The sequence below is a fragment of the Variovorax sp. WDL1 genome (genome assembly GCF_001541225.1).
Taxonomy (GTDB): domain Bacteria; phylum Pseudomonadota; class Gammaproteobacteria; order Burkholderiales; family Burkholderiaceae_C; genus Variovorax.
The window spans coordinates 1-20,530 of sequence record NZ_LMTS01000042.1 but is presented as its reverse complement, the minus strand read 5'-3'; the positions used below and the strand labels follow the sequence as shown (position 1 = coordinate 20,530).

Genomic DNA, 20,530 nt, shown 5'->3' with positions numbered 1-20,530 from the left:
GGGGGGGGGGGGGGGGGGGGGGGGGAGCCACTCCGCCGTGCCCACGGTCGCCGCGCCCGCAGTTGCCGGTGGCCGGGATCCTTCGGTCCCTGCCGCCAGCGAGGTGCTGCGCAATGCCGAGCCGGTGCCCGATGAAGCGGTGAGCACCTTCTGAACGTCGAAAGAAGACCGCCATGAAGACACTGGACAACCCCGAGCAGCACGACGCGCCCTGGCTGGTGGTGCCCGTCGTGCTGCTGCTGGTGCTGGGCCCGGGCCTGCTGCTGATCGCGCGCTGGAGCATCGGCTAGCGCGACGCGCAAGGCGTGACGCGCCGGGGCGGCGCGCCCGTGGCCTTATGCTCCGCCCATGCCCGCCGAGCCGCTGAAATCCCAGGCTGCAGCCGCCCAACGTGTCCCCGCCCGCCGCTACGGCGCGGTGGCGATGACACTGCACTGGCTGCTCGCGCTGATGATCGTCGCCTCCTTCAGCGTCGGCCTCTACATGAGCGGCCTGCCTTTCTCGCCGCTGCGGCTCAAGCTCTTCAATTGGCACAAGTGGGCCGGCATCGCCATCCTGGGGCTGACGGCGCTGCGGCTGCTGTGGCGCCTGTCGCACCCGCCGCCGCCGCTGCCGGCCTGCATCGCGGAGGCCATGCCGGGCTGGCAACTGGTGGCGCACCACGGCACGCACCTGCTGCTCTACCTGCTGTTCTTCGCGGTGCCGTTGGCCGGCTGGGCCTACAGCTCGGCGCTCGGCCTTCCCGTCGTCTGGCTGGGCCTGGTGCCGCTGCCGGACTTCGTGCCGGTGGACAAGGACTTCGCCGAGGCGGTGCTGAAGCCGCTGCACCAGGGCAGCGCCTTTGCGCTGGGGGGCGTGGCGCTGCTGCACGCGGCGGCAGCGCTCAAGCATCACTTCATCGACCACGACGGCTTGCTGGACCGCATGTGGCCTTTCTCGCACCAGGGGCACGCCCGATGAGCCTTCTTCGCCTCGCGTGGCGCACCCTGTGCGCGGCCGCGCTGATCCTCGTCGCCTCGGCCGCCGCCGCGGCTGGCGCCGAGCCCATGGCCCAACTCGTGCCGGGCATCAGCCAGATCGGCTTCGTCAGCAAGCAGATGGGGGTGCCGGTCGAGGGCCAGTTCCGGAAGTTCGATGCCCAGGTCGCTTTCGACCCGAAGAAGCCCGAGGGCGGCACCGTCGCGCTGCAGATCGACATGGCGAGCGCCACGCTGGGCGTCCCGCAGAGCGATGCCGAGCTGCCCAAGGCGCCCTGGTTCGACACCGCGCGCTTTCCCAAGGCCAGTTTCCAGTCCGGCGTGATCAGGGGCCTCGGCGGCGGCCGCTTCGAGATCGCCGGCCGGTTGACCATCAAGGGCCAAACGCAGGAACTCGTGGTGCCGGTGACGATCACCCAGTCCGCGGACCGCTCGACCGCCGCCGGAAGCTTTACGATCCAGCGCCTCGCCTTCAAGGTCGGCGAGGGCGAATGGGCCGACACCTCGATGATCGGCGACGAAGTGCAGGTGCGCTTCAAGCTCGTCCTGACAGGCCTGCGTCCACTCTGACTTTGCCATGCACGCATCCACCGCCATGCCCAAGCACGCCACGAAGATGATCAAGTCCGTTGTTGCCGCCGCGCTGCTGGCTGGCGCCGCCCTGGCCTGCGCACAGACTGCGCCGGAAATGGCCGCGGCGCCTGCAGGCGGGCCGGTCAAGGGCGCGAGCTATGTAGTCGACCCCACGCACACCTTCGTGATGTACGAGATGGGCCACTACGGCACCACCACCAACCGCGGCCGCTTCAGCACCAAGGACGGCACCATCAAGATCGATGGAACGGGCAAGGGCGGCAGGATCGACATCACGATGGACATCGGCTCCATCAACACCGGCGTCGACCTGCTCAACCGCCACGTGCTGAGCAGGGATTTCTTCAACGTCGCCGAGTTTCCTGTTGCCCGCTTCGTGGCCGACAAGATCGACTTCAGCGGCGACAAGGTGACCGAGGTCGAGGGCTCGCTCACGATGATGGGCCAGACCCGGCCGATCAAGCTCAAGGCCAACCGCTTCGGCTGCTACCTGAGCCCGCTCATCAAGCGCCAGGTCTGCGGCGGCGACTTCGAGACGACGGTGGAGCGCAGCAACTGGGGGATCACATGGGGCATCCCCTTCGGGTTCGAGGACAAGGTGCGGCTGCTGGTACAGGTGGAGGCGGTGAACATCACCGGGGGGCCGAGCTGAGTCCGAGGCTGGCTATCCGGAAAGCGGGACTCCGCAGATCGGTCACGGGTTGTGACCACCTCGGCCTTCTCTACAGCAGACTCTCCGGCGCCAGCGGCGCGAGGATCTCCAGCATCAACCGGTCCCAGAAGGTGGAGTCGGGCTCGCTGGTCAGCACCTGCTCCACGCCGGCCTCCTCGCTGACCCATTCGATGCGCTCGGTGCCCGGCGCGAAGCGCACCTTGTAGGCGCCCTGCTGCTTGAGCACCTCGATCAGCTTGAGCACCTGCTGCGCCATCTCGGGGCTGAAGATGATCAGCCCGATCTCGGTGTTGTGCACGTCGGAGCGCGGGTCGAAGTTCATCGAGCCGACGAAGAGGGTGCGCCCGTCGATCACTGCCGACTTGGCATGCAGGCGCCCGATCTGCGTGCCGAAGAGGCCGAGGCGCACGCTGCGGCGGGTGCGCTGGGAGCTGAGCTCGTGGATCTCGGCGCCGAGCCTGAGCATGTCTTCGCGGTAGCGGCGGTACCCGGTGTGTACCACCGGCTCGTCGGTGGCGGCCAGCGAGTTGGTGACCACGCTGATCTTCATGCCGCGCCTGCGCACTTCGCGCATCGCCTCCAGCCCGCCCTTGCCGGGGATGAGGTAGGGCGAGACGATGGTCACGTCGGAGCGCCCGCGGCGGATCTGCTCGATCACGTTGTAGCGCACGCTGTCGACGTCCAGCAGCGGGATGCCGCCATAGGTCACCTGCTTGCCGATCACGCGGTCCGGCGAATCGGCGTATGCCTCGGCGCGGGTCCAGATCAGGCCCAGCCTGCCGGCCTTGATGTCCTCCACGATCGGGCTGTAGCCCAGTACGTCGTTGGGCGCAGGCGGGCGCGGGGGCGGCGTGGTCTGCGGACCGCTCAGCGCCTCGAAGCGGCGCTGGCGTTCCTCGCGCGGCACGGAGGATGCCACCACGGTCTCGATGGGGCGCACGTAATCGCTGTTCCAGTACTGGTCGAACAGGCTGGCCAGCCGCGGGATCAGCGCGCCGGCGACGAAAGTGTCGAGGTCGATGAAATTGGCGCCTGCCGTCTGCGTGAAGTATTCGTTGCCGATGTTGCGCCCCCCGGCCACCGCCATCGCGCCGTCGGCGATGAAGAGCTTGTTGTGCATGCGCCGGTTGACGCGGCTGAAGTCGAACAGCGAGGCCGAGAAGCGCCCGAGCATGCTGCCGCGCCCGGCGGGGAAGGGGTTGAACAGGCGCAGCTCGAGGTTGGGGGTCGCGGCCAGGCCCAGCAGGAGTTCGTCCTCGCCCGAGGTGTAGAGATCGTCCATCAGCAGGCGCACGCGCACGCCGCGAAGGGCGGCGTCGCGCAGCGTGCGCAGCAGGTAGCGGCCGGTCTCGTCGTTGTGGATCTGGTAGTACTGCACGTCCAGCGTGCGCTGCGCCCGGCGTGCCAGCTCGAGCCGGGTGTCAAGCGCGAAATCGCCGCCGGGCATCAGGCGGAAGCCGCTCAGGTCGGGGTCGGGCTGCGCGCTTTTCGCGATTCGGCCCAGCGCGGTGTCGGGAGACAGCGGCACGGCCCTGGAGGGCGTGCGCTCGAACTCGGCAGGCAGCATGGCGCAGCCGCTGGCCAGGAAGAGCAGTGCCCCCAATGCCAAGCCCAGGCGCACCCACTGCGGCCAGCGGCTTGGAAGCGCGCGCATCGCTACAAGGCCTTGCGCAGGTTGGCGGGCGCGATGCGTAGCGCCTCGCGGTACTTGGCCACCGTGCGGCGTGCGCACTCGATGCCCTGTTCCTTGAGCATCTCGGAAACCTGGCTGTCCGACAGCGGCTTCTTCACGTCCTCGGCGCTCACGAACTGCTTGATGAGCGCGCGCACCGCGGTGCTGGAGGCGTTGCCGCCGGTCTCGGTCCCCAGCGCCGAGCCGAAGAAGTACTTGAGCTCGACCGTGCCGTAGGGCGTGGACATGTACTTGGCGGTGGTCACGCGGCTGATGGTGGATTCGTGCAGGCCCAGCTCGTCGGCGATCTCGCGCAGCACCAGCGGGCGCATGGCGAGCTCGCCGTGGACGAAGTAGTTCTTCTGCCGCTCCACGATCGCGTTCGACACGCGCAGGATGGTGTCGAAGCGCTGCTGGATGTTCTTGATGAACCAGCGCGCCTCCTGCAGCCGCTGCGACAGCGCCTGGCTGCCCTCGCCCTTGTGCGCCTTCAGCGCGCCGGCGTAGATGTCGTGCACGCGCAGCCGCGGCATCACCTCGGGGTTGAGCATGACGCGGAACCTGGCGCTGGTGCCGTGGCCGATGCGCGTGACGATCACGTCGGGGATGACGATGTTGCGCTCGACGTTGGCGAAGCGGCGCCCGGGCTTGGGCTCGAGCCGCGCAATCAGCTGCAGGGCGGCGCGCACTTCCTCCTCGTTGCTGCGGGTGAGCGTGGCCAGGCGCTTGAAGTCGCGCTTGGCGAGAAGCTCCATCGGCTGCTTGCAGATCGCCATCGCGGTTCGGCGCACCTGCTTCTCGTCCTCGGTCTCGTCCTCGTCCTGCTGCGCGCGCAGCTGGATGGCGAGGCACTCGGCCAGGCTGCGCGCACCGACGCCGACCGGCTCCAGGCTCTGCAGCAGGCCGAGCGCGACCTGGAAGTGGTGAACCAGCTCGTCGAACTGGTCGTTGTCGTCGCCGGCCAGTCCGGAAGCCAGGGCCGGCAGGGAGTCCTCGAGGTAACCGTCGTCGTTGAGCGACTCGATCAGGAAGCGCAGCGCGGCGCGGTCGTTCTCCTCCAGGCGCAGGCTCAGCGCCTGGCGATGCAGGAAGGACTGCAGCGACTCCTGGCTGCTGGCGAGCTCGGCCGCATCCGGGCGCTCGTCGTCGCCGGTGCCGCTGTTGCGCGCGGGCGCGTCCCCGCCCCATTCGCTGTCGTCCGGTGCGAGGTCGACCGTGCCGTCGCCTTCCCAGTCGGGCTCGCCCTCCGGGCCTTCGGCGGCCGCGGCTGTCTCGCCGTCGGCAGGGGAGGCCGGCGTACTGTCGGCGGACGCGGCAGCGAGGGGCGCGACGAACTCGGACTCGCTGTCGACCTGGCGGTCATCTTCGCGCACCGGCGCATCGGCCGACTCGAGCCCGAACTCCTCGCGCGGCGCCTCGTCAGCCGCGCGCTCGAGGAAAGGGTTCTCGTCGAGCATCTGCTCGACCTCCTGGCTCAACTCGAGCGTGGACAGCTGCAGCAGCCGGATCGACTGCTGCAGTTGCGGCGTCAGCGCGAGGTGCTGCGAGACGCGCAGCGAGAGCCCTTGCTTCATTGGATGACAGGCCCTTACATCCGGAAGTGCTCGCCGAGGTAGACGCGCCGCACCTCGGCGTTGTCGACGATCTCCGATGGCGTGCCTTGTGCCAGCACATGCCCGTCGCTGATGATGAAGGCGTGATCGCAGATGCCCAGCGTCTCGCGCACGTTGTGGTCGGTGATGAGCACGCCGATGCCGCGCTCCTTCAGGAAGTTGATGATCCGCTGGATCTCGATCACCGCGATCGGATCGATGCCGGCGAAGGGCTCGTCCAGCAGGATGAAGCGCGGCTGGGTGGCCAGTGCGCGCGCGATCTCGACGCGGCGGCGTTCGCCCCCCGACAGCGCCAGCGCGGGGGAATCGCGCAGGTGCTCCACGCGCAGGTCGTGCAGCAGCTCGCTCAGGCGCTCCTCGATGCGCTCCTTCGACAGCGGCAGCGGCCGGCCGTCGCCGTTCGGCTCGCGCTGCAGCTCGAGCACCGCTCGCACGTTCTCCTCGACCGACAGCTTGCGGAAGATGGAGGCTTCCTGCGGCAGGTAGCTCAAGCCCATGCGGGAGCGGCGGTGGATCGGCATGTGCGCGATCGGCACGCCGTCGATGCTGATCTCGCCCGCGTCCGCCCTCACCAGGCCGACGATCATGTAGAAGGAGGTGGTCTTGCCGGCGCCGTTGGGGCCCAGCAGGCCGACCACCTCGCCCTTGTCGACGCCCAGCGAGACGTCCTTGACCACCCTGCGGCTGCCGTAGGTCTTCTGCAGGCCGCGCGCCTCGAGGCGGCTGCCCGTCGCTTCGCCGGGGCCATTGGCGGCCATGTCGGGGTCCGCCCTCACTTGCGCTCTTCCCCGCCGAGCGTGGTGGTGGAGCGCAGGCCACTGCCGCTCGCCGGTGCTGCGGCAGGCGCCGCGGCCGGCCGGCTGCCGGGAGCCGGCGCCGAGGCGGCGGGCTTGGGCGTGAGAATGGCCCGCACGCGCCCGCCCTGCGTCGCAACGCCCGCGTTGGGCGGCAGCGAGGAGCCGTTGACGGTGAAGGTGTCGTTGCTCTGGTCGTAGACGATCAGCTGCCCGCTGCTCTCGTCGTTGACGGTCGCGCCGTAGAGGCGGCGCATCACGGCGCGGCGGATGAATTTCACGTTGTCTGCGCGGCTGTCGTACTCGATCACTTCCGATTCGCCCTCGATCCACTCGTCGGTGCCGGCGTCGCGCTTCTGCTTGTAATAGGCCAGCTTGCCGGGCGCCGCGGTGACCACGCCGTACTGGTAGCCTTCCGGGTCCTGCCGCACGTCGATGCGGGTGCCGCGGATGATGATCGTGCCCTTGGTCACCACCACGTTGCCGGTGAACACGCTGGTCTGCTTGAGGTCGTCATAGCGCATCGCGTCGGCCTCGATGTTCATCGGCTTGGTGCGGTCGGCCTTCTCGGCCTGCGCCAGCGGGACGAGCCCCCCCAGCATCAAGGCGAATACGAAAGCACGACAGAAGTGGGTAGGGCGGAGGGGAATTGCGAACGAAGTCATAAAGGCACGAAACTTGCTGGGATTGTATGCGTCCTCATGAACGGGACTTCGAGCACCGGGATGAAAACGGCCCCCACGCCCCTCACTTCGTGTGGTCGGTGCCGCCCAGGGGGCGTTTTTCATCTTGGGGCGGCCCGGCGATGGAAAAAGCCCACCGAGGCGGGCTTTTGCGGGGGAAGAGCAGAGCGGCCTCAGGCGCTCTTGCGCGCTTCGCCGACCAGGTAGTCGGTGACCTGCAAGGCGCGCTCCATGCTGCGCGCGAGGTCGCCGTCCACATACCAGCGCCCCGCGACGCCGATCGAGGGCACGCCGGCCACCTGGTAGGCGTCCTGCAGCTGCTTGGCGCGCTGGATCTTGCTTGCCACGCTGAAGGATTTGTACTGCTCGGTGAACTTGGCCTTGTCGAGGCCATTGGCGGCAGCCCAGTCGAGGATCTGCTGCTCGCCCGAGAGGTTCTGCCGCTGCTGGTGGATGGCGGCGAAGACCTTGCGCTGGTATTCGTCGACCTTGCCCATGGCCTCGAGCGCGTAGTACAGCTTCTGCTGCGGCTGGAAGCTGGTCTGGAAGGCGACCGGCACGCGCTTGAAGGCTACGTGAGGCGGGAGCTTCCTGATCCAGCTCTCGAGCGTGGGCTCGAAGGCGTTGCAGTGCGGGCAGTTGTACCAGAAGAATTCGATCACCTCGACCTTGCCGGCCGGCGCATCGACCGGCACGCGCTTGTCGAGCACTGCGTAGTCGGTGCCCGCCTTGGGCGCCAGCGTCTGCGCGTGCGCGGGGGTGATCAGGGGAAGCAGCCCCAGCGAGGTGGCGGCCAGCGAAAAGTCACGGCGTTTCATGTGTAAGGTTCTCCTGTGCGGCTGACAGAGCCCGCGATGGCGCCGGGAGTTCCCCGGGGACGGCGCGGGCGCGAAAAGACGAAGGCTCAGCGCTGCACGCGCACCAGGGCCGATTCGAGGCCGCCGCCGTCGAGCCGTTCCTTGAGCCGGTCGGCATCTTCCTTCTTGTTGAAAGGCCCCGCACGTACCCGGTAGACGGTGCGGCCGGCCTGTTCGCGCTCGGTGACCCGTGCCTCCACGCCCATCAGCGAGAGCCTGGCACGCTGCGTCTCGGCGTCCTCGGGGGTGCGGAAGGCGCCGGCCTGCACGAAGTACATGAAGGGATCGCTGCTGCTCGGCGGGGCAGCGGCCGTGGTGGTGCCGGCGCTCGAACGCGAACGCGCGAGGTCGCCGATCGGGTCGTTGGATGGTGGCAGCGCGTTGGCTTCGGCCGGCACGGGGGCGCGTGCGGCGCGTTGTTGTTGCTGTTGCTGGGCCGCCGGCGGCACCACCACCGGGGCGGGCGCGGTCTGCGGCGCGCCCGGCACGGCGGCGGAAGGCTGCGGCGCCGCGGGGGCAGGCGGCGGTTCAGGCGGACGCACGGCACCCGCCTTGCCGGCCAGGGGGGCATTCGGGTTCCAGTCGCGGTTCTTGCGCGCCTCGGCCTCGTCCTGCTCGGGGCCGCCGCGCTGGGTCTTGGTCATGAAGGGGATGGGCACCTTGGTCACGTAGACCGCGATGCCCAGCGCCACGCCGAGGCCCAGCACCAGCCCGATGATCAGGCCGATGACGATATTGCCGCGTTGTCTTCTTTGAGTCATGGTGAGGGTAGCAATCACATCTTGCGCGGCGCGCTCACGCCGAGAATCGCGAGGCCATTGTGCAGCACCTGCGCGGTGGCGGCGACCAGCGCCAGGCGGGCCAGTTTCACCGGCTCGTCGTCGACCAGGATGCGCTCGGCGTCGTAGTAGCTGTGGTAGGCCGCGGCCAGCTCACGCAGGTAGAAGGTGACGTCGTGCGGCGCGAAGTCCTGGGCCGCTGCGGCCAGCATGTCGGGGTATCTGGCCAGCATCAGCAGCAGCGATTGCGCGGCCGGGCTCTCGAGCGGCGAAAGCTCCGCCTGCGCGAGCGCCGCCGCATTCCCGCCCCAGGCCGCCAGCACCGAGCAGATGCGCGCATGGGCGTACTGCACGTAGTAGACCGGGTTGTCGTTGTTCTGTGCCAGCGCGAGGTCGACGTCGAAGGTGTACTCGGTATCGGGCTTGCGGCTCAGCAGGAAGAAGCGCACGGCATCGGTGCTGGTCCACTCGATCAGGTCGCGCAGCGTGACGTAGCTGCCGGCGCGCTTGCTGATCTTGACCTCCTCGCCGCCGCGCATCACGCGGACCATGGTGTGCAGCACGTAGTCGGGGTAGCCCGTCGGGATGCCTAGCCCGGCCATTTCACTGGCCGCCTGCAGGCCCGCCTTCACCCGCGCGATCGTGCCGTGGTGGTCGGTGCCCTGGATGTTCACCACCTTGTGGAAGCCGCGCTCCCACTTGGCCAGGTGATAGGCGACGTCGGGCACGAAATAGGTGTAGCTGCCGTCCCCCTTGCGCATGACGCGATCCTTGTCGTCGCCGTAGTCGGTCGACTTCAGCCACAGCGCGCCATCCTGCTCGTAGGTCTTGCCGGCCTCGACGAGCTTCTTCACCGTGGCCTCGACCCGGCCGCTGGTGTAGAGGCTGGACTCGAGGTAGTAGTTGTCGAAGCGCACCTGGAACGCCTTGAGGTCCAGGTCCTGCTCGTGGCGCAGGTAGGCCACTGCGAACTGGCGGATCGAATCGATGTCCTCCACGTCGCCGCTGGCGGTGTATTCGCGATCGTCCGAGCGCACCGTCTTCCTCGCCTTGAAGTCCTCGGCGATGTCGGCGATGTATTCGCCGTTGTAGGCCTGCTCGGGCCACTGCGGATCGCCGGGCTTGAAGCCCTTGGCGCGCAGCTGGGTGCTGGTGGCCAGGGTCTGGATCTGCACGCCGGCGTCGTTGTAATAGAACTCGCGATACACCTGCGCGCCCTGCGTCGCAAGCAGGTTGCAGATGGCATCGCCCAGCGCGGCCTGGCGGCCGTGGCCCACGTGCAGCGGGCCGGTGGGATTGGCGGAGACGAACTCGACCAGCACGCGTTCGCCGGTCTCGTGCTCGCGGCCGAAGGCCTCGCCGGCGGCGAGCACTTCGCGCACCACCTGCTGCTTGGCAGCGGTCTTGAGCCGGATGTTGAGGAAGCCCGGGCCGGCGATCTCGATGGCATCGACCCATTGCTGGAAGGCAGGCGTGGCGCGCAGCGCGGCGCTGATGTCCTCGGCCAGCTCGCGCGGCTTGCGCCCGAGCGGCTTGGCCAGCGGCATGGCCGCCGTGCAGGCGAGGTCGCCATGGGCTGCGACCTTGGGCGATTCGAAGATCGCCTTGGCGCCGGAGCCGGGGGAAAGGGATTCGAGCGTGTTCGCGAGCGCCGCGAGCAGCTCCTGTTTGACCAATAGCATCGCGGGATTTTACCGGGGGCAAACCCGGCCCTGGGCGGCGACGGTCATCCGCCGGTCGGGGGCGCCCGTTAGCATGGGCGGCCCCGGACGGGGCTGCCTTCACGACCCACCCCGAGGACATCACACCATGAAGAAGCTTCTCCCCCTGATGGCCATGGCCGCCTGTCTCTTCATCGGCGCCGCGCACGCGCAGGACAAGGCCCCGACGGCGCAGCAAAGCAAGATGGCGACCTGCAACAAGGAAGCTGGCGACAAGAAGGGCGATGAACGCAAGGCCTTCATGAAGTCCTGCCTCTCTGCCAAGCCGGTGACGCAGCAGGACAGAATGAAGACCTGCAACGCCGACCCCAAGGCCAAGACGCTGAAGGGCGACGAGCGCAAGGCCTTCATGAAGGAGTGCCTGAGCGCCAAGCCGGCCGCCTGAGCTTCGCTGCTTCCGTAACAATGCCCCGCGGGCACGTGCCAGGCGGGGCTTCTTCATGGCCCGATCGGGCTCCTCTGACTACCTTAGAACACTGAACAGGTTGTTGAAGTCGTCGGTCCATGGCGCCAGGTCTTCGGCCGGCCTGGGCTGCGTCGCGACGCTGCGTACAGGCTCGCCCTGAAGGGCCTGCGCATCGCTGGCCACCAGCATCCAGATGCTGCGCTCGACGTCGAGCGCGTCCGGGTCGTCGTCGATCAGTGCCGTGTGCAGGCCGCGCACCTGCGCGAGCTTCGCCACCACGGCGTCGAGATGGAGGTAGCGATTGGACACGTGGAACGCGATGACGCCGCCGGGCTTCATGTGGCGCAGGTAGATGTCCATGGCCTGCACGGTCAGCAGGTGTGCGGGCACCGAGTCGGCCGAGAAGGCGTCCACGGCCAGCAGGTCGAATCGCTGCGGCGCTTCGCGCTCGAGCGCCAGGCGGGCGTCGCCGAGCACGCGCTCGATGAGCGCCTCGCTGTCGCGCAGGTAGCTGAACTCCGTATCGGCCAGGTCGAAGACACGCGGGTTGATTTCGTAGACGCGGTAGACATCCCCCGGGCGGCCGTAGGCGGCCAGCGTGCCCGCGCCCAGCCCGATGAGGCCGACACGGCGCGGGCCGGCGGGCGCCGCCTCGATCGCCCGGCCCACGCCGGAGCTGCTGCTGTAGTAGGAGCCGGGCCAGCGCCGGTTCGCGCTCGACAGGTATTGCTCCCCGTGCAGGGTAGCGCCGTGGTAGAGGCGCCGCACCCGATCGTCGGGCAGGATGCCGGAGTCGACCACCATCATCGCGCCGTAGAAGTTGCGGTCCATGCGCCTGGCGCGCGCGTCGTCGCGCAGTTCCTCGGCCAGGAACCAGCCGCAGCAGGCCGCCATCGCCAGCGATGCCAGCACGCCCATGCGCCGGTGCCGCCACACCAGCGCCGCCGCGAGCGCGCACAGCACCAGCCCGATGCCCAGCTCGTAGAAGGTGGGCAGCACATGCGGTGCCACCAGGCCGACCAGCGCCCCGCCAACCGCGCCGCCCAGCGCGAGCATCAGGTAGAAGCGCGTCAGGTGGGCGGACGCCGGCCGCAGGCGTGCCGTTTCGCCGTGCAGGCAGAGGCACAGCAGGAACAGCCCGACCAGGTAGATCGGCAACCCCGTGCGCAGGTTCGAGCCGATGCTGTCCTGCAGTCCGTAGGCGCAGAGCGCCAGCATCGCGGCCGCGAGCGGCAGGACCACGGCGCGGCGGTACCAGCGGTCGCTTTCGAAGCTCAGGATGAAGGACAGCAGGTAGACCGACAGCGGCAGCACCCAGAGGAACGGCACCGGCGCCACGTTCTGCGTGAGGTGGTTGGTCACGGCCAGCAGCAGCCAGGACCCGAGCGCCGGCAGCAGGAGCCAAAGCAGCTGGTCGATGACGCGCGGCTTCGTGTCCGGGCCGTTGCCCGTGCCCGTTGCGGCCGGCATCGCCGCGGGCCAGCGCGCCGCCACGTAGACGGCGGTGGCCCCGCACAGCAGCACGAACAGGCCATAGCCGATCGACCAGGTCCAGGCCTGCTGCTGCACGGTGCTGTGCGGCTCGATCAGCACGGGATAGCACAGCAGCGCCGCCAGCGACGCCAGGTTGGACAGCGAGAAGTAGCGGTACACCTGCGCGCCCCACGGTGTGCGCGTGATCCATGCCTGCACCAGCGGCCCGGTCGTGGACAGCAGGAAGTACGGCAGCCCGATGGTCGCGACCAGCAGGCCGAGGATGCGCAGCGTCGGCTCCTCGCCGCCGCCGGGCTTCCAGGAGGCGTCCGCCAGCACCGGCATGAAGGCCAGGCTGGCCAGCAGCAGCGCGCCATGCAGCTTCGCCTGCGTGCGCGGCTGGAGCCTGCGGGAGATCCAGTCGGCATAGGCGTAGCCCGCCAGCAGCGCGACCTGGAAGAACACCATGCAGACGGACCACACCGCCGCCGAGCCGCCGAACCAGGGCAGGATCTGCTTGGCGACCAGCGGCTGTACCAGGAACAGCAGGAAGGCGCTGATGAAGATGGTGCCGGCGAACAGCGCCTTGGTCGACGCCGGCTGCATGTCGCTACCCTCGCGCGCCGAAGCCGCGCGCCAGGAAGACGGCCACCAGCGGGATCAGCGCGATCAGGTGGGCCTGGATCATCACCAGCTTGCGCGTTTTCCTGATCTCGGCTGCATCGGGCAGCGTGCCGCTGGCGCGCACCGCCTTGCGCCAGCGGAAGTAGGTGAGCGTCGGGAAGATCGAGAGCACCCCGATGATGATGAAGAGCCCCAGCTTCACGTGCAGCAGCGGATTGGTCCAGTACCAGGCCGTGCCCTTGATGCCCCACCAGGTGCGTGCCAGGCCGGTCAGGAGCACTGCGATGGCCGCGATCCCGTACACCATGTCCACGCGCGCAATGCGTTCGACGGCCGCCGCGTTGAGCCATTCGACGCGGCAAAGGGCGGCCTCGCTGGCGATGAAGACCACCATCGTCAGGATGGCGAGGAAATGCACGTACGCAAGGATCGCTTCGAGGGTCATCGGGTTATTTCCGTGGAAGTCGCAGGCGCAGCGATTGTGCCGCCCCAGAACTCGGGCCGCGCGTATTGGGCCTTCAGGAAGTCCAGCCACAGCCGCACCCGCAGCGGCAGGGGCCTGCGTTCGGGAAAGACGGCATAGATGCCGTTGGGCGGCGCGGCGAATTCGTCGAGCAGCGGCACCAGCAGGCCGGCGTCGATCTCGGCCTCCACCTCCCAGGTGCTGCGCCAGGCGATGCCGTGGCCAGCCAGGCACCAGTCGTGCAGCACCTGGCCGTCGGAGCAGTCCAGCGGGCCGCTGGGCTTCAGGTAGACGACCTCGTGCTCGCCCGCCTCTGCCGGCACGCGAAAGGCCCAGCCGCGGGTCTGCGAGGCGTCGCTGGAGAGCGTCAGGCACGCGAAACGCGCCAGCTCGTTCGGATGCCGCGGGGCGCCATGCCGGCGGATGAACTCCGGCGTGGCCACGCAGCGGCGGCGGTTGTCGGCCAGTCGCAGGCTGACCAGCGAGGAGTCAGGCAGGTCGCCCACCCGCACCGCGCAGTCGAAGTTCTCGCCGGCCACGTCGATCACACGGTCGCTGAGGTTGAGCGAGATCGTCACCTCCGGATGCACTGCGTGGAAGCGCGGAACCAGCGGGGCGACATGGCGCCGGCCGAAGCCCGCCGGCGCCGTCACCCGCAGGTGGCCGCTGGCCTTGACGCCGCCCGCGCTCACGCTGGCTTCGGCATTGGCGAGCTCGACCAGCAGGCGCTGGCAGTCCTCCAGGAAGGCGCTGCCTTCGTGCGTGAGGGTGATGCGGCGCGTGGTGCGCAACATCAGCTTGACGCCCAGCCGCTCCTCCAGCGCATCGAGGCGCCGGCCCATGATCGCGGGCGCGACGCCCTCGGCCTTGGCGGCAGCCGTGAGACTGCCGCGGGCGGCGATCGCGACGAAGGATTCGAGCTGCTTCAGGCGGTCCATCGGCGGGGATTATCCGGAGCGGGGCGAGCGCACCGCCGCCCCGCTCCAGGCCGAGGCCATGGCCGCATGCCGCGCGTCCCTCTGGCGGCAGGACGGCGTCCTACAATCTTTGCCCCAAGGCCCTCGCCGCGCATGGAACTGCTTCCCACTGTTTTCGACCGCGGCGCGCGGCCAGATGCCTGGAGGTGTAAGCCATGGACTCCGCACCATCGTCCACCCAGCAAGTCGCGCTCCGGATCGCGCTGCAAGGCGCCACTCTCGATGCCGACCTGAGCCTGCCCGACGAAAGCCGCGGTCTTGTGCTGTTCGCGCATGGGAGCGGGAGCAGCCGCTTCAGTCCGCGCAACAGACAGGTCGCCGGGGTGCTCGTGCAGGCCCGGCTCGCCACCGTCCTTGCAGATTTGCTGACGCCTGAGGAAGAGGCCATCGACCAACGCACGCGCCGGCTGCGTTTCGACATCGGCCTGCTCGCCGAGCGGCTGATCGGGCTGACGGACTGGCTGCACGCCGACGACCGCACGGCCGCGCTGGACATCGGTTGCTTTGGTGCGAGCACGGGCGCTGCCGCCGCGCTCATCGCGGCGGCGCAGCGGCCCGATATCGTGCGCGCGGTGGTGTCCCGCGGCGGGCGGCCGGACCTCGCCGGGCAGGCCCTGGCGAGCGTGCGCGCGCCGACGCTGCTGGTCGTCGGCGGCAACGACGAGGTGGTGATCGACTTGAACCGGCAAGCGCTCGCGCTACTGCCCTGCGAGAAGGAGATGGTCATCGTGCCCGGCGCGACCCACCTGTTCGAAGAGCCCGGCGCGCTCGCCACCGTCTCGGTGCTGGCGCGCGACTGGTTCCTCAGGTTTCTCGACGTTCCGCGCTAGCGGCGACTGCAGCCCGCGCTAGGAAGTGCGGCCCGCACGGGCCAGTGCGCGCAAGTCGACGCCTTCGGCCTTGCGGTCCCAGGTGGCGGCCTGGATGCCGCGCTGGCGCAGCGCTGCCTTGCGCACCTTGTTGGTGGGGGTGCGCGGCAGGTCGTCCAGCGTGTCGATGTAGCGCGGCACCATGAAATGAGGCAGCACCTGCGCCAGGTGGGCGAGCAGCGCGCCGGGGTCGAAATCCGCTCCGGGGACCACGACCAGCAGGACGTCGTCGTCGCTCGCGAACTCGGAAGCCACGCCCACGGCCGCGCATTCGCGCACGGACGCGTGCTGCATGGCGGCCACCTCGATCTCGTAGGAGGAAATGTTTTCGGCGCGGCGACGGATGCGGTCGCCGAGGCGGTCGATGAAGTGGTAGTACCCGTCGGCATCCTTCCAGGCCAGGTCGCCGGTGTGGAACCACAGGTTGCGCCACGCCTTCAGGGTCGCCTCGGGCATCCCGAAGTAGCCCTGCATCAGCGTCCAGGGCCGCCGGCCGCGCACGACGATCTCGCCGGCGGCTCCCTCGGGCGCGGGAAGGTCGGTGTCGGGGTCGACGAGTGCGATCTCGTACTCGTCCGAGACGAGCCGGCCACACCCGGGCCGCAGCGGCTCGTCGAGCGAGTTCCACAGAGGGATGTTGACCTCCGTCATGCCCCACACCTCCAGTCCGCGGACGCCGAAGCGGCGTTCGAAGTCGGCGGCAATATGCCAGGGGAAGGGCGAGGTCGCGAGTCTGCGCAGCGGGTTGTCGGCATCGTCCGGCCGCTCGGGCGTTGCGTGGATCATCTCCAGCATCGGTCCGTGGCCGATCGACACCGTGGCACCGCAGGCGCGGATTCGCTGCAGCCATTCGGCCGCGTCGAAGGCGCGGTCGATGCACACCTGGGCGCCGGCGATGAGCGCCGCGTAGATCGCCACGTAGCGCGGCGACATGTGGAAAAGTGGATGGAAGATGTAGTAGACGTCGTGCTCGCGCACCTGGAGCTGGCGCGCAGACTCGAGCGAGACGAGGTAGGTCTGCGCGTGCGCCAGCATCACTCCCTTGGCTGGCCCGGAAGTGCCAGAGGTGAAGATGATCGATGCCAGGTCCTGCGCGTGCGCGCCGGGCGCCTGCCAGCCAGCCGAGGGTGGGGAGGGCGCCGGCAGCGGCGCGAGGGTGATGCGGCCGAAGCGGGTGCTGGCCGCCTGCGGCACCGGCGCATCGGCTTCGTGGGCGTGGTCGTCGAAGTGCAGCGCCCGCTCGAGCAGCGGCAGGTGCACCTCGCTTTCCGCGAGCACGCCGAGGTGACGCGTGCCGATGAGCATGAGGCGCGCCTGGGCCGTGTTGATGGCGTGCTCCAGCGGACGTCCACGGTAGGCGGTGTTGATGGTCACGTCGATGGCGCCGAGCAGGTTCAGCGCGAACCAGCCGCGTAAGGTGGCCAGGCAATTCCCGCCCATGATCACGACCCGGTCGCCCGGGCCGACCCCCTCACGCTGCAGCGCCTCGGCAAGGCCGAGGACCTGTGCCTGGAATTTCCGGAATCCCAACGCCCCACTGCCGACCATGCGGATGAAGGGTGCATCGCCGGATTGCAGGACACGCTGCGAAAGCGCGTCGCCCAGGGTCCATTTCTCGAAGGGGAGGTCGAGCATCGTTCCTTTTGCCGCTGAAGTGGATTTCAGCGGTGTTTGTACACCGGCTTGCGCTTTGCAGCGAAGGCCGCGGCTCCTTCCTTGTGATCCTCCAGGGCGAACGTGGTGTGCGCAAGGCGCCGCTCGAAGCGCACGCCCTCGGCCAGCGGCACCTCGAACGAGCGGTTCACCGCCTCCTTGGTCATGTAGATGATCGGCCGCGAAAGCTCGGCGATCTGCGTCGCGACGCGCAGCGCCTCTTCGACCAGGCCATCGGCTGGGACGATGCGGCTGACCAGCCCGCAGCGCTCGGCTTCGGTCGCATCCATCATGCGGCCGGTGAGGCACATCTCCATGGCCTTGGACTTGCCGATGGAGCGCGACAGCCGCTGGGTGCCGCCGGCGCCGGGCATCACGCCCACCTTCACCTCGGGCTGGCCGAAGCGCGCGGCCTCCGAGCACAGGATGAAGTCGCACATCATCGCCAGCTCGCAGCCGCCGCCGAGCGCGAGCCCGTTGACCGCCGCGATGATCGGCTTGCGGCAGCGCGTGGCCTCTTCCCAGTTGCGGGTGATGAAGTCCTCCAGCAGCGCGTCGGCGTAGCCCTTGTCGGCCATCTCCTTGATGTCCGCGCCGGCGGCGAAGGCGCGTCCGGTGCCCGTCAGCACCATGCACCCGATCGCCTCGTCCGCTTCGCAGGTGCGGATGTGCGCGGTCAGCTCGTCCATCAGACGCGTGCTCAGCGCGTTGAGTGCATCGGGCCGGTTCAGCGTGATCAGGCCTACGGGGCCGTGCTTCTCCAGGAGCACGATTGGTGCCTGCATGCTCATGCCTCCCGGCTCTCGAGGGCGACGAAGCGCAGCACGTGGTCGCCCACGAGCACGACCTCGTCGTCCTGGTTGGTGACCTTCAGGGCGGCGTAGGCGCGGTCGCGCTCGATGTCGATGCGCGCGATCTCGTAATGGATGCGGATGGTGTCCCCGAAGAACACCGGCTTGACGAAGCGCAGGCGGTCATAGCCGGCGGAGACCCCGTCGACCCGGTACTTGATTCCGAACATCGCGGCCGCGGCCGAGGTGAAGCCGACCACGAGCGCGCCCTGCGCGATGCGCGTGCCGAAGCGGGAGCCCTTCATGTAGCGCTCGTTGATGTGGTTGGGCGAGAAGTCGCCGCAGATGCCGGCGAACAAATAGACGTCGGATTCCGAGATGGTCTTCTCGATCGCGATCTTGTCGCCGATCTTGATGTCGCGGATGGTAGCCCGGGGGCCGGTGTCGAAGTCGACGAACATGGAGTCTCCGTGGGATGGTTGGATGTCTGTCAGTGAGCGGGCGAGGTCAGGCGATGACGCGGTCGCGTCGCAGCCTGCCGATGTCCGCCTCGGTGTAGCCGAGTTCGGCAAGCACCTCCTCGTTGTGCTGCCCATGCAGCGGCGCAGGGCGGGCGGCGATGGCGCAGACGGCCGACATGTGCAGCGGGTTGCCGACGGTGCGCACGGCACCGTGCACCGGGTGGTCGAACTCGATCATCATGCCGTTGGTGCCGATCTGCTCCTGGGCAATCGCCTCGTCCAGCGTGAGCACCGGCGCGCACAGCACGTCCTCGCGGTCCAGGCGCTCGAGGCATTCCGCCGTCGTGAAGCGTGCGAAGGCCGGCGCCAGCAGCTCGAAGATCGCGCTGCGGTTCGGGCCCCACGAGGCCTTGTCCGCGTATTCGGGGCGTGCGGAGAGGTCCTCGATCTCGAACGCACGGCAAATGTCGGCGAGTGGGTTCGGCCGGAACACGCCGACCAGGGTGACCGCGCCGTCGCGGGTCGGGAAGATGCCGATCAGATTCTGCGTGACCCAATTGACCGGCTTGCCGCGCAGCAGCTGCTGCGTGACTTCCTGTTGCTGCATCGCGAGCAGCACGTCGAGCAGGCAGACGTCGATGCGCTGGCCCAGGCCCGTGCGCTCGCGCTGGTAGAGCGCCATCAGGATGCCCTGCACGAGAATCATCCCGGACGTGAAGTCCCCCAGTGCGGTCGGGAAGAGCTGCGGCACGCCCTGCGCGTCCGGGTTGCGCGAGGCGATGCCCGACAGCGATTGCGCCAGGAAGTCCTGCCCGCCCTTGTGGGCGAGCGGGCCGCGCGGGCCGAAGCCGGAGCCCGCCGCGTAGATGAGGCGCGGATGCCGCGCGTGCAGCTCGTCGAAACCCAGTCCCAGCCGCTCGGCCACGCCGGGGCGGAAGTTGTGCACAAGCACGTCCGCCCGTTGAAGCAACTGGCGGATGATCTCGCGCCCGGCGGGCGCCCCCATGTCCAGCGCCATGCCGCGCTTGTTGCGGTTGAGGCCGAGGAAGTAGGCGCTCTGGCCCTCGGCTTCGGTGATGTAGGGGTCCGTCGTGCGGGAGATGTCGCCATCGCCCGGCCGCTCGATCTTGACGATCTCTGCGCCGAAGTCGCCGAGCACCTGCGTCGCGCAGGGCCCGAACTGGACCTGCGTGAGGTCGAGGATGCGCACGCCGTGCAATGGAAGGGTCTCGTCTGCCATCGTCAGGGCCTTACTTGGGGTCCAGGTTCTTGAACTTGCCGTCGCGCACGGTCACGTAGATCAGCGTGTCCTTGTTCCAGCTGTCGTGGTCGGTGGCGGAGAAGCGGATCGGCGCTGCCGCGTATCCCTTGATCGGGCCCATGGTCTCGACCTTGTCGCGCAGGCTCGGGCCGTCCGTCGCGCCGGCCTTGAGCCCCTGCACGACGGTGGCCATCGCGTTGGCGCCCAGCAGCGCGCCGAAGCCCGCGACGCCGCCCTTGTTCTTGAGCAGGTCGAACAGATCGACGAGCGGACCGGCCTCGTCCGGGTTGACCAGCGCGGGCGCGATCAGATTCTCCGCCGCCTTTCCGCCGTTCTTGATGATCTGCTTCTGCACGATGCCGGCCATGCCGTACACCGGCACGTCGAGGCCGACCTCCTGCAGCTTGCGCAGCAGTGCGCCCGCGGAGCCGGTGCTCGACGTGGCGAGGAAGACGGCGTCGGGCTTCGCGTTGCGGATCCGGGTGGCTTGCGCGGTGAGGTCGGTCGCGGCCTTGGGGGCGGAGGCGTGCTCCACCACTTCGACCTGGCCGCTCTTCTTGGCCACTTCGATCATCATCGCGGAGGCCTGCTGGCCGTAGGCGTCCTCTTCCGAGAACACCGCCAGCCGCTTGCGCTTGTCGGCCACGATTCGATCGAAGCTCGCGGGCAGATCGGTGCTGATCGGCACCGACATGCGGAACATCCACTTCGAGAATGCCTCCTTCGGATCGGTCACCGACTGCGTGCCCACCATCGGGAACACCGGCACCTTGGAGCGCATCGCCAGATCCGCGAACGCCAGCGTTTCGGAGCCGGTCGTGGCGCCGATGATGGCGATCACCTTGTCGTCGAGGATCACCTGGTTGGCCAGGCGCGCCGCTTCGGTCGGGTTGGTCTTCGTGTCCTTCACGATCAGCTCGATCTTCCGCCCGTTGATGCCGCCGGCGGCGTTGGCGCGCTCGGTCACGGCCTCGATCGCGGCGCGCTCGTCGGCGCCGTAGGCCGCGGCCGGGCCCGACAGCGCGACCAGCAGGCCGACGCGGAAGGGCTCGCCCTCGCCCTTGGCCTGTGCGGCCGCGTGGAGCGGCAAGCCGCAAATGCCGAGCGCGAGCGCCGCAGCCAGGGTGAGGCGTCTGCCAGTACGGTGTTTCATGGTTGTCTTATATGGACGCCTCCCGTGTGGCAAGCG

General features: G+C 68.9%; 20 protein-coding genes. 5 read left to right on the top strand and 15 right to left on the bottom strand.

Annotated elements, in window-relative coordinates; genetic code table 11:
* Window positions 1–348: 348 nt before the first annotated feature.
* The 3 genes from APY03_RS07490 to APY03_RS07480 are packed head-to-tail and all read left to right on the top strand — an operon-like array spanning window position 349 to window position 2,223.
* Entirely contained in the window at window positions 349–960 is a 612-nt protein-coding gene (locus APY03_RS07490; protein ID WP_068675427.1) for a cytochrome b, read from the top strand.
* The gene (locus APY03_RS07485) at window positions 957–1,547 is read left to right on the top strand and encodes a YceI family protein (protein ID WP_068675425.1); all 591 of its coding nucleotides are present in this window, start codon (window positions 957–959) and stop codon (window positions 1,545–1,547) included. Before APY03_RS07490 ends, APY03_RS07485 begins: the two co-directional genes overlap by 4 nt.
* A 7-nt stretch (window positions 1,548–1,554) precedes the next feature.
* Window positions 1,555–2,223, top strand: coding sequence for a YceI family protein (locus APY03_RS07480; RefSeq protein ID WP_443082801.1), 669 nt, complete (start codon window positions 1,555–1,557; stop codon window positions 2,221–2,223).
* 70 nt (window positions 2,224–2,293) lie between these two features.
* Here the strand turns inward: APY03_RS07480 and APY03_RS07475 are convergent, their stop codons facing one another.
* From APY03_RS07475 to argS, 7 genes are all read right to left on the bottom strand, one after another.
* A complete protein-coding gene (locus APY03_RS07475) occupies window positions 2,294–3,898 on the bottom strand; it encodes a phospholipase D family protein (RefSeq protein WP_068675423.1) in 1,605 nt (534 codons plus the stop codon).
* Window positions 3,899–3,900: 2 nt separating this feature from the next.
* Entirely contained in the window at window positions 3,901–5,490 is a 1,590-nt protein-coding gene (locus tag APY03_RS07470) for an RNA polymerase factor sigma-54 (RefSeq protein ID WP_068675421.1), read from the bottom strand.
* Between the two features lie 14 nt (window positions 5,491–5,504).
* Window positions 5,505–6,287, bottom strand: coding sequence for an LPS export ABC transporter ATP-binding protein (gene lptB / locus APY03_RS07465; protein ID WP_068675418.1), 783 nt, complete (start codon window positions 6,285–6,287; stop codon window positions 5,505–5,507).
* Window positions 6,288–6,301: 14 nt separating this feature from the next.
* On the bottom strand, window positions 6,302–6,988 hold the full coding sequence (gene lptA / locus APY03_RS07460) for a lipopolysaccharide transport periplasmic protein LptA (RefSeq protein ID WP_068675416.1): 687 nt from the start codon (window positions 6,986–6,988) through the stop codon (window positions 6,302–6,304).
* A 191-nt stretch (window positions 6,989–7,179) separates the two neighbouring features.
* Window positions 7,180–7,824, bottom strand: coding sequence for a thiol:disulfide interchange protein DsbA/DsbL (locus APY03_RS07455; RefSeq protein WP_068675414.1), 645 nt, complete (start codon window positions 7,822–7,824; stop codon window positions 7,180–7,182).
* Between the two features lie 86 nt (window positions 7,825–7,910).
* A complete protein-coding gene (locus tag APY03_RS07450) occupies window positions 7,911–8,624 on the bottom strand; it encodes an SPOR domain-containing protein (RefSeq protein ID WP_068675413.1) in 714 nt (237 codons plus the stop codon).
* Between the two features lie 14 nt (window positions 8,625–8,638).
* Window positions 8,639–10,324, bottom strand: coding sequence for an arginine--tRNA ligase (gene argS, locus APY03_RS07445; RefSeq protein WP_068675411.1), 1,686 nt, complete (start codon window positions 10,322–10,324; stop codon window positions 8,639–8,641).
* Between the two features lie 127 nt (window positions 10,325–10,451).
* Here argS and APY03_RS07440 point away from each other — a divergent pair, with 127 nt between their 5' ends.
* Complete coding sequence (locus tag APY03_RS07440) at window positions 10,452–10,748, top strand: PsiF family protein (RefSeq protein ID WP_068675409.1); 297 nt, start codon at window positions 10,452–10,454, stop codon at window positions 10,746–10,748.
* A gap of 78 nt (window positions 10,749–10,826) precedes the next feature.
* Here APY03_RS07440 and APY03_RS07435 read toward each other — a convergent pair whose 3' ends face one another.
* The 3 genes from APY03_RS07435 to APY03_RS07425 are packed head-to-tail and all read right to left on the bottom strand — an operon-like array spanning window position 10,827 to window position 14,267.
* Window positions 10,827–12,848, bottom strand: coding sequence for a spermidine synthase (locus tag APY03_RS07435; protein ID WP_068675407.1), 2,022 nt, complete (start codon window positions 12,846–12,848; stop codon window positions 10,827–10,829).
* A 4-nt stretch (window positions 12,849–12,852) separates the two neighbouring features.
* The gene (locus tag APY03_RS07430) at window positions 12,853–13,311 is read right to left on the bottom strand and encodes a DUF2214 family protein (protein WP_068675405.1); all 459 of its coding nucleotides are present in this window, start codon (window positions 13,309–13,311) and stop codon (window positions 12,853–12,855) included.
* A complete protein-coding gene (locus APY03_RS07425) occupies window positions 13,308–14,267 on the bottom strand; it encodes a LysR family transcriptional regulator (protein ID WP_068675403.1) in 960 nt (319 codons plus the stop codon). Before APY03_RS07425 ends, APY03_RS07430 begins: the two co-directional genes overlap by 4 nt.
* Window positions 14,268–14,461: 194 nt before the next feature.
* Here APY03_RS07425 and APY03_RS07420 point away from each other — a divergent pair, with 194 nt between their 5' ends.
* On the top strand, window positions 14,462–15,136 hold the full coding sequence (locus APY03_RS07420) for a dienelactone hydrolase family protein (RefSeq protein ID WP_068675401.1): 675 nt from the start codon (window positions 14,462–14,464) through the stop codon (window positions 15,134–15,136).
* 18 nt (window positions 15,137–15,154) lie between these two features.
* On the opposite strand, the gene APY03_RS07415 is transcribed toward APY03_RS07420, so the two are convergent.
* The 5 genes from APY03_RS07415 to APY03_RS07395 are packed head-to-tail and all read right to left on the bottom strand — an operon-like array spanning window position 15,155 to window position 20,494.
* The gene (locus APY03_RS07415) at window positions 15,155–16,810 is read right to left on the bottom strand and encodes an AMP-binding protein (RefSeq protein ID WP_083944213.1); all 1,656 of its coding nucleotides are present in this window, start codon (window positions 16,808–16,810) and stop codon (window positions 15,155–15,157) included.
* 26 nt (window positions 16,811–16,836) lie between these two features.
* Window positions 16,837–17,613 (bottom strand): enoyl-CoA hydratase, encoded by a 777-nt coding sequence (locus APY03_RS07410; RefSeq protein ID WP_068675398.1) that lies wholly within the window; start codon window positions 17,611–17,613, stop codon window positions 16,837–16,839.
* A gap of 2 nt (window positions 17,614–17,615) precedes the next feature.
* Entirely contained in the window at window positions 17,616–18,080 is a 465-nt protein-coding gene (locus APY03_RS07405) for a MaoC family dehydratase (protein ID WP_068675396.1), read from the bottom strand.
* A gap of 46 nt (window positions 18,081–18,126) precedes the next feature.
* Entirely contained in the window at window positions 18,127–19,320 is a 1,194-nt protein-coding gene (locus APY03_RS07400; RefSeq protein WP_068675394.1) for a CaiB/BaiF CoA transferase family protein, read from the bottom strand.
* 10 nt (window positions 19,321–19,330) lie between these two features.
* On the bottom strand, window positions 19,331–20,494 hold the full coding sequence (locus APY03_RS07395) for an ABC transporter substrate-binding protein (RefSeq protein WP_068675392.1): 1,164 nt from the start codon (window positions 20,492–20,494) through the stop codon (window positions 19,331–19,333).
* Between the last annotated feature and the right edge of the window lie 36 nt (window positions 20,495–20,530).